The sequence below is a fragment of the Streptomyces sp. NPDC046759 genome, assembly GCF_040645475.1.
GTDB lineage: Bacteria > Actinomycetota > Actinomycetes > Streptomycetales > Streptomycetaceae > Streptomyces.
The window spans coordinates 217,972-226,276 of record NZ_JBEYYJ010000013.1 but is presented as its reverse complement, the minus strand read 5'-3'; the positions used below and the strand labels follow the sequence as shown (position 1 = coordinate 226,276).

Sequence of the window (8,305 nt, the reverse complement as noted above, 5' to 3'; positions counted from 1 at the left end):
ACGCTGTTGAGTTCTCAAGGAACGGTCGCTTCCTTTGTACTCACCCTCTCGGGCTTTCCTCCGGGCTTCCCTTCGGTGTTTCCGACTCTATCAGATCTTTTCGATCCGATTTCCTCGGTGCTTTCCAGGTTCTCGCTCTCGCGTTTCCCTTTCCGGCGGTTCCGACTTTATCAGAAGTTCTTGGCCGGTCTGACCGGCCGCTCATTTCCGAGTAATCGGGAGGTGGCTTCTCTGAGATGCCTTTCGACTTCTCTGGAAGCTCGTAGAGTCTAACGCTCGCCGATGAACTTGTCCAGTTCCAGGCAACTGTTTGAATCTACCTCCCCGCTCCATCCGTGTCAACGGCTCTCGCGGGGCGAAGAGGAGACTAGCAGCTCACAGGGGTCGAACGCACATCAGACGGCAGTCGGGACCGAGGCGCTGCGGTCGGCCGTGTCGAGGTCGCCGGTCTCGCCTGCACGTGCGGCTCGGCCGCCGAGGACGTAGACGTACGTCAGGAATGCGAGCTCGGCCAGGATGCCGATTCCGATCCGTGCCCAGGTGGGCAGGCCGGACGGGGTGACAAAGCCTTCGATGGCTCCGGATACGAACAGGACCAGAGCCAGGCCGATCGCCATGCCGACCGCCGCGCGGCCCTCCTCCGCGAGAGCGGTGCGCCGGGTACGGGGTCCGGGGTCTATGAGTGTCCAGCCCAGGCGCAGTCCCGTACCGGCGGCCACGAAGACGGCGGTCAGTTCGAGCAGGCCGTGCGGGAGGACCAGTCCCAGGAACGTGTCGAGTCGGCCGGCGGAGGACATCAGGCCGAAGCCGACGCCGAGGTTGAGCATGTTCTCGAAAAGGATCCAGAGGACAGGCAGGCCCAGGAAGACGCCCAGGACCAGGCACATGGCGGCGGCCTGGGCGTTGTTCGTCCACACCTGGGCGGCGAAGGCCGCCGCCGGGTGACTGGAGTAGTACGTCTCGTACTCACCGCCGGGGCGGGTCAGCCGGCGCAGCTGGCCGGGCGCCGCGATGGACGACTGAACGTCCGGGTGGGTGCCGATCCACCAGCCCAGGAGGACCGCGATGACCGTCGAGACCAGTGCCGTGGGCACCCACCAGTGGCGAGCGCGGTAGACGGCGGCCGGGAAGCCCTGGGTCAGGAAGCGCGTGACATCACGCCAGGAGGCGCGGCGGGTGCCGGTGACGGCGCTACGCGCGCGTGCCACCAGTTGGCTGAGCCGGCCTGTCAGCTGCGGGTCCGGAGCGATGGACTGGATGAGGGAGAGATGGGTGGCGGTCCGCTGGTAGAGGGCGACGAGCTCGTCGGCCTCGGCGCCGTTGAGGCGGCGTCGGCGGCGGAGCAGGGCGTCGAGGCGGTCCCATTCGGCTCGGTGTACGGAGACGAAGACGTCCAGGTCCATCGGGTCTGCCTGCTCCTCGGCTGGTCGTCGACCGCTCGTCGTGCATGCCGTCGTGAAGGGTCTCGATCGTGGTCAGGTTGTAGTACTGAAGCGCGATGTGCCCACAGCTTGGCAGACTTGCGCTTCCGGGGGCAGATCAGGGAGGACGGCGGGCGTGAGTGAGCTGGTGACGGGCGAGGCGGTGGCGCTCGAACTGCGGCCGGCGAAGTTGCCGAGCAGGGCGCTGGCTGTGTTGCTCGACCTCGTGGTGACCGTGGTCGCGTACACCGTCGTCACCCTCGCGGTGGTGGTGTCGACGGCCTCGCTGGACGAGGCGGCGCAAGTGGCACTGTCGATCGCGACGTTTCTGCTGGTGCTGGTCGGCGGGCCGATCGCCGTGGAGACGCTCAGTCATGGGCGTTCGCTGGGGAAGCTGGCGTTCGGGCTGCGGGTGGTGCGGGACGACGGCGGGCCGATCCGGTTCCGGCACGCGCTGGTGCGGGGTGCGATCGGGGTGGTCGAGATCCTGCTGACGTTCGGCGTGGTCGCCTGCATCGCCTCCCTGGTGTCGGCGCGAGGCCGGCGGCTCGGGGACGTGTTCGCGGGGACCTTGGTCGTGCGTGAGCGAATACCGGCTGGTCAGGCCGGCTTCATTCCGCCTCCTCCGCCTGGGCTCGCGGGACGGTTCGCCGAGCTGGACCTGTCGGCGGTGCCGGACGGGCTGTGGCTCGCTGTCCGGCAGTACCTGACCCGTATGGGACAGCTGGATCCGCAGGTTTCGGGAGAGATGGCCGAACGGTTGGCGGCCGACCTGGTGGTGCGCACGGGCGCCTCGGTGCCGCATGATCTGCCGGCGGCCGCCTTCCTGGCGGCGGTGGTGCACGAGCGCCAGTCGCGCGAGGCCCGCCGGGCGTTCGGTGCCGGGGGTGTCACTACGCCGGTGTCCCCGCCTGCCGCACCCGCTTCGTATCAGCCACCCGATACGGCGGCGGCCCGGCCGCAGAGCCTGGCACAGTCCGACGGGTCCCAGGTGTGGGACGGGCAGACGCTGTCTTCGCTTCCGGCGTCGGCCGCCCCTCCGCGGGACGAGCCACCGGCAGACCGCCCGCCGAGCGGATTCGCACCGCCGGCGTAGACCGGCTCCGCCGGGTCCTTCTTTCCGGCTTCTTCCTGCCCCTGGTCGGGCCCTGTTCCTGCGGCCTTCACGGTCCTGCCGGTCCCGGCGTTCGGCCTTCACGGTCCTGCCGGTCCCGGCGTTCAGTCGAACGTCGACGGCGGTGACTGAAGGTCCTCCAACTCGATTCCCGGTGCGGCCAGGACGACGTCGCCGGCGATGTGAACGGTGTGCCGTTCGCCGGTGTCCAGGGCTGTGACCTGGTATTCGTCCACGCTCAGGGGGCCGTTGTCAGTGGCGTGTGCTTCGCTGTTCACCAAGGCCCAGGACTGGTCCACGGTGCGGGGGGCGAGGACCGGGTCCGTGAAGGCGACCAGGCGTACGCGGGTCGCGTCGGACGAGGGGGTGAGGCGCAGCAGACGAGCGGTGGCGACGAGGAACGCGGGGGACGTACCGGTGAAGGCGTGGGCGCGCACATTGCCTTCGGTGGCATGGGCTCCGGTGGGATCGGTGCGGACCCAGGTGACGCCGTCGAGGGCGGCACCGCGCACCTGCCATTCTCCCGCGTGGAGTTCGAGGCGGATGGGGCGGCCGAGGTCGTCGAGGGCGAGGTCGACCGAGCCGCGGTAATCGCCTGCGGGACCGGTCAGCCGGGAGACATAGCGCCAGCCGGACGGGCCGGGGGCGCACTGGAAGTGTTCTTCGCCGAGGGGGGTGTGATCGTGCGGATCGTGGAGCGAATATCGGCCGCGGGGCATGGGGGTCCTGGGTCTTCGACGGGCTGACGGTCCGGCCGTACTGCCGGTTTCTCCGGTGCGGTCCGCGCCGGACCGGACAAAGGGGCAGGCCCCCGGCACGGGGGTGCGGGGGCCTGCCTCGGGAGACCTGCTGCCGGGGAGCACGGCGGTGCACCGATGTGCTCCCCGGCGGGCGGGGCTGCTGGAACGCCGGTTCAGTAGCGGTAGTGGTCCGCCTTGAACGGGCCGTCGACCTCCACGCCGATGTACGCGGCCTGCTCCGGGCGGAGCTTGGTCAGCTTGACGCCGAGGGCGTCCAGGTGGAGGCGGGCGACCTTCTCGTCGAGGTGCTTGGGCAGCACGTAGACGCCGGTCGGGTACTCGTCGGGCTTGGTGAACAGCTCGATCTGGGCCAGGGTCTGGTCCGCGAAGGAGTTGGACATCACGAACGACGGGTGACCGGTGGCGTTGCCGAGGTTCAGCAGACGGCCCTCGGACAGCACGATGATCACCTTGCCGTCGGGGAACGTCCAGGTGTGGACCTGCGGCTTGACCTCGTCCTTGACGATGCCGGGGATCTTGGCGAGGCCGGCCATGTCGATCTCGTTGTCGAAGTGGCCGATGTTGCCGACGATCGCCTGGTGCTTCATCTTCGCCATGTCCGACGCAAGGATGATGTCCTTGTTGCCGGTGGTGGTGACGAAGATGTCGGCGGTCTCGACGACCTCGTCCAGGGTGGTGACCTGGTAGCCGTCCATCGCCGCCTGCAGCGCGCAGATCGGGTCGATCTCGGTGATGATCACGCGGGCGCCCTGGCCGCGCAGGGACTCAGCGCAGCCCTTGCCGACGTCGCCGTACCCGCACACGACGGCCGTCTTGCCGCCGATCAGCACGTCGGTGGCGCGGTTGATGCCGTCCACCAGGGAGTGCCGGCAGCCGTACTTGTTGTCGAACTTCGACTTGGTGACGGAGTCGTTGACGTTGATCGCCGGGAAGAGGAGGAGGCCGTCGCGCTGCATCTCGTACAGGCGGTGGACACCCGTGGTGGTCTCCTCGGTCACACCGCGGATCTCCGAAGCCAGCTGCGTCCACTTCTGGGCGTTCTCGCCCAGCGTGCGGTGCAGCAGCTGAAGGATGACGCGGTGCTCGTCGGACTCGGCGGTCTCCACGGCGGGGACCTCGCCGGCCTTCTCGTACTCGACGCCCTTGTGGACGAGGAGGGTGGCGTCGCCGCCGTCGTCCAGGATCATGTTCGGGCCGCCGGTGGGGCTGTCCGGCCAGGTCAGCGCCTGCTCCGTGCACCACCAGTACTCCTCCAGGGTCTCGCCCTTCCAGGCGAAGACCGGCACACCCTGCGGGTCGTCCGGGGTGCCGTTCGGGCCGACGGCGATGGCGGCGGCCGCGTGGTCCTGGGTGGAGAAGATGTTGCAGGACGCCCAGCGGACCCGGGCGCCGAGTGCGACCAGGGTCTCGATCAGGACGGCGGTCTGCACGGTCATGTGCAGGGAGCCGGTGACGCGGGCGCCGGCGAGAGGCTGTGCCTCGGCGTATTCCTTGCGGATCGCCATCAGGCCCGGCATCTCGTGCTCGGCGAGGGTGATCTCCTTGCGACCGAACTCGGCCAGCGAGAGGTCGGCGACCTTGTAGTCCTGTCGGTTGTCGACAGTCGTCATTACGAGCTGCTCCTCGGTATCGGGTCGAGGTGGGTACGGCTGGTCTGCGCGGCGGCGGACACACGAGTGCCCGAGAAGAGGACACTGGCATGCCCACATACGCGCAGCGCAGTCCGTCGGAGGCCCTCTCTCCCTCGGTCGGTCCCTGCTGGACCGCCCGACCGCCATCAGCAGCGACGTCTGGCTCCGTCCCAAGCTACACCGGACCACCCGGTCGGCCCCAGTCCGCACCCGCAAGGTTCGAGCCGTCCCCGGCGCGGCCGCGGGCGGCGTCGGCCGAAGGTGCAGGCACCCCGCGGTACCGAGCGTTCACAGGGTGCCGATATTCTCCGCGACTCGATGCGGGCCGCTAGGGGAGGACGGGACATGGCGGACAGAAGGCGGGGACGGGGGCTGGGGATCTCGGCGCTCGTGGTGGGGCTGCTGGGTCTGGTGCTGGCGATCGGCGCCTTCGCCTCCGTGCGGAGTGCGTACGGGACCTCGACGGTGGGGGGCGACAGCATGAAGCCGACGTACGAGCGGGGGGACCTGGTCGTCTGGCGGCGCGTCGACGGGAGCGAGGTGCGGCGCGGAGACGTCGTGCTGTTCACGCCGCCCCGGTCCTACGGTTTCGACGGACCCCTGATGAAGCGGGTCGTCGGCGTCGGTGGGGACCGGGTGAGGTGCTGCACGCCGGTGGGCTCGCGGGAGCGGGTGACCGTGAACGGAAAGCCGATCGAGGAGCCGTACGTGTACGGCGGCGACGCGGACGGCGCGCACCGGCCGTATGACGTGAAGGTGCCCGAGGGGCGGCTGTTCCTGCTCGGCGACTATCGCGCGAACTCCAATGACGCACGTTTCCACCTGGACGAGCAGGGCGGGACGGTGTCCGCGGACGCGGTGCGGGGCCGGGTGACGAATGATCGTACGGTCCCGGGTCTGCTGGTGACGGGCTTGCTCCTCGGCGTCGTCATGCTACTCGTGGGCGTCGGTCTGGGCATCGGTTTCCTCGCCGTACGGCGGCGGAAGGCGCCGCCGGTACCGCCGATGCCGCCGATGCCGTGGCCGATGCAGCCGAACGGGAGCTGAGGCCGGGTTCAGTGCCCGGCGGCGTGCGGGTTCGGGCCGCCGGGGGTCGCCTCCGGGTCCGGGCCCTTGGCGGCCTCGGCCTCGCTGTAGATGTCCGGTTCGAGATAGATGACGCGGGCGATGGGGACCGCGGCGCGGATGCGGGTCTCGGCGGCGTTGATGGCGTTCGCGACCTCGGCGGCCGTGTCGTCGTGCTGGACGGCGATCTTGGCGGCGATCAGCAGTTCCTCGGGACCGAGGTGGAGCGTGCGCATGTGGATGACGCCCGTGACCGTCTCGCCGTCGACGGTCGCCTCCTCGATCTTCTTGATCACATCGAGGCCTGCGGCCTCGCCGAGCAGCAGCGACTTGGTCTCGGCGGCCAGGACCAGGGCGATGCAGACGAGCAGGACACCGATGCAGACCGTGCCGATGCCGTCCCAGACGGCGTCCCCGGTGAGCACGGACAGGCCGACGCCGAGAAGGGCGAGGACGAGGCCGATGAGCGCGCCGAAGTCCTCCAGCAGGACGACGGGCAGTTCGGGTGCCTTGGCGCGGCGGATGAACTGTGCCCAGGAGAGCGAGCCGCGCAGTTCCGCGGACTCCTTGATGGCCGTGCGGAAGGAGAAGCCCTCGGCGATGACGGCGAAGACCAGGACGCCCACCGGCCAGTACCAGTGCTCCAGTTCGTGCGGGTGGCTGATCTTCTCGAAGCCCTCGTAGACGGCGAACATGCCGCCGATGGAGAAGAGGACGATCGAAACCAGGAAGGCGTAGATGAAACGCTCGCGGCCGTAGCCGAAGGGGTGCTGCGGGGTCGCTTCGCGCTGGGCCTTCTTGCCGCCGATGAGCAGCAGGAACTGGTTGCCGGAGTCGGCGAGCGAGTGGACGCCCTCGGCGAGCATCGAGGAGGAGCCGCTGAACGCGAACGCCACGAACTTCGATGCCGCGATCGCGAGGTTGGCGCCGAGTGCCGCCACGATCGCCCTGGTACCGCCTGACGCGCTCATGTGTTCGCGTTGTCCCTTCGCCCTTGTCGTCGCCTTCGGCGCCACACCGTCAGGCGTGGCCCGGCTTTGCCCGGCCTTTGCCGGTGGGCCATTGTTGCAGCCCGGCCGGGCCCTGCCGCGTCAGGTATCCACAAGCCCGGTCATACGATCACAGCGGCTCATACGAGCACAGTGGCACGGAAGACCGTGCCCGCGCCCGAGATCTCGGCCTTCTCCCCGGCGGGCACGAAGACCGACTGACCGGGGCTCAGCTCGTACTCCCCCGCACGCACGGAGCCGGCCGTGCAGAGCAGGATCTGCGGGGTGCCGAGGGCGAGGTCGTGGGCGGTGCCGTTCTCGGGGAGGACGTACCGGGAGAGGCGGAACTCGTCGATGGGCGTCTCGTAGACCTCCTCGCCGTCCGGGGAGGCCTCCGGGCGCAGCACACCGGGGTCGCCGGCCTCGAACCGGACCACGCGCAGGAGTTCGGGCACGTCGACGTGTTTCGGGGTCAGGCCGCAGCGCAGGACGTTGTCGGAGTTGGCCATGATCTCGACGCCGAGGCCGCTGATGTAGGCGTGCGGGACGCCGGCGCCGAGGAACAGGGCCTCACCGGGCTGCAGCCGGACGTGGTTGAGCAGCATGGCCGCGATGACGCCGGGGTCACCCGGGTAGTGCTGGGCGAGAACCGCGTAGGGGGCGTGGTCGCCGCCGAGGCGGGTGCAGGCGGCGGTGGCCTCGGCGACCGTCTGCGCCATCTCCTGCGGGTCGGCGGTGAGGATCGCGGTGAGGACCTCGCGCAGGGCCGCGTCCTCGGGGCGGGCCTGCAGCAGGTCGACGTACGGCTTGAGAGAGTCGACGCCGAGTCCGGCGAGCAGGTCGGCGGCCTGGACCGGGTCGCGGAAGCCGCACAGGCCGTCGAACTCGGTGAGCGCGCAGATCAGTTCGGGCTTGTGGTTGGCGTCCTTGTAGTTGCGGTGCGGGGCGTCGACCGGGATGCCGCGGCGCTCCTCGTCGGCGTAACCCTCCCGGGCCTGTGCCAGGTCGGGGTGCACCTGGAGGGAGAGGGGCGCGCCGGCGGCGAGGAGCTTCAGCAGGAACGGCAGCCGCGGGCCGAACTTCGCGACCGCCTCGGCGCCCAGCTCGCGCTCCGGGTCGGCGTCGATGAGGTCGGCCAGCGTCCCGCGCAGGGTGCGGGAGGGAGCTCCCGGGTGCGCGCCCATCCACATCTCCGCCTGCGGCTCACCGGTCGGCTCGACGCCGAGGAGGTGCGGGATGGCGGTGGTGGAACCCCAGGCGTAGGGGCGGATGGTGTTGTCGAGGCGGTCCATGTGTCTTCTCTGTCTCCGTACGTACGCGGCTC

At 69.7% G+C, this 8,305-nt stretch carries 7 protein-coding genes; 2 read left to right on the top strand and 5 right to left on the bottom strand.

What is annotated here, in order from left to right:
* Window positions 1-395: 395 nt before the first annotated feature.
* On the bottom strand, window positions 396-1,403 hold the full coding sequence (locus ABZ919_RS19845) for a stage II sporulation protein M (RefSeq protein WP_361249225.1): 1,008 nt from the start codon (window positions 1,401-1,403) through the stop codon (window positions 396-398).
* Window positions 1,404-1,557: 154 nt separating this feature from the next.
* Between ABZ919_RS19845 and ABZ919_RS19840 the strand changes: the two genes are divergently transcribed.
* A complete protein-coding gene (locus ABZ919_RS19840) occupies window positions 1,558-2,517 on the top strand; it encodes an RDD family protein (protein WP_361249256.1) in 960 nt (319 codons plus the stop codon).
* 122 nt (window positions 2,518-2,639) lie between these two features.
* Here ABZ919_RS19840 and ABZ919_RS19835 read toward each other — a convergent pair whose 3' ends face one another.
* Both ABZ919_RS19835 and ahcY read right to left on the bottom strand, forming a co-directional pair.
* A complete protein-coding gene (locus tag ABZ919_RS19835) occupies window positions 2,640-3,254 on the bottom strand; it encodes a hypothetical protein (RefSeq protein ID WP_361249222.1) in 615 nt (204 codons plus the stop codon).
* A gap of 194 nt (window positions 3,255-3,448) precedes the next feature.
* Window positions 3,449-4,906, bottom strand: a complete 1,458-nt coding sequence (ahcY, locus tag ABZ919_RS19830) for an adenosylhomocysteinase (protein ID WP_361249219.1) — start codon at window positions 4,904-4,906, stop codon at window positions 3,449-3,451.
* A gap of 366 nt (window positions 4,907-5,272) precedes the next feature.
* Between ahcY and lepB the strand changes: the two genes are divergently transcribed.
* On the top strand, window positions 5,273-5,974 hold the full coding sequence (gene lepB, locus ABZ919_RS19825) for a signal peptidase I (protein ID WP_361249217.1): 702 nt from the start codon (window positions 5,273-5,275) through the stop codon (window positions 5,972-5,974).
* A gap of 8 nt (window positions 5,975-5,982) precedes the next feature.
* On the opposite strand, the gene ABZ919_RS19820 is transcribed toward lepB, so the two are convergent.
* Both ABZ919_RS19820 and manA read right to left on the bottom strand, forming a co-directional pair.
* Complete coding sequence (locus ABZ919_RS19820) at window positions 5,983-6,963, bottom strand: cation diffusion facilitator family transporter (protein WP_361249215.1); 981 nt, start codon at window positions 6,961-6,963, stop codon at window positions 5,983-5,985.
* A gap of 158 nt (window positions 6,964-7,121) precedes the next feature.
* Entirely contained in the window at window positions 7,122-8,273 is a 1,152-nt protein-coding gene (gene manA, locus ABZ919_RS19815) for a mannose-6-phosphate isomerase, class I (protein ID WP_361249212.1), read from the bottom strand.
* Window positions 8,274-8,305: the final 32 nt, after the last annotated feature.

Coding starts and splice junctions, on each gene's coding strand:
- ABZ919_RS19845 (WP_361249225.1), bottom strand. CDS start 1,403: ATGGACCTGGACGTCTTCGTCTCCGTACACCGAGCCGAATGGGACCGC.
- ABZ919_RS19835 (WP_361249222.1), bottom strand. CDS start 3,254: ATGCCCCGCGGCCGATATTCGCTCCACGATCCGCACGATCACACCCCC.
- ahcY (WP_361249219.1), bottom strand. CDS start 4,906: ATGACGACTGTCGACAACCGACAGGACTACAAGGTCGCCGACCTCTCG.
- lepB (WP_361249217.1), top strand. CDS start 5,273: ATGGCGGACAGAAGGCGGGGACGGGGGCTGGGGATCTCGGCGCTCGTG.
- ABZ919_RS19820 (WP_361249215.1), bottom strand. CDS start 6,963: ATGAGCGCGTCAGGCGGTACCAGGGCGATCGTGGCGGCACTCGGCGCC.
- manA (WP_361249212.1), bottom strand. CDS start 8,273: ATGGACCGCCTCGACAACACCATCCGCCCCTACGCCTGGGGTTCCACC.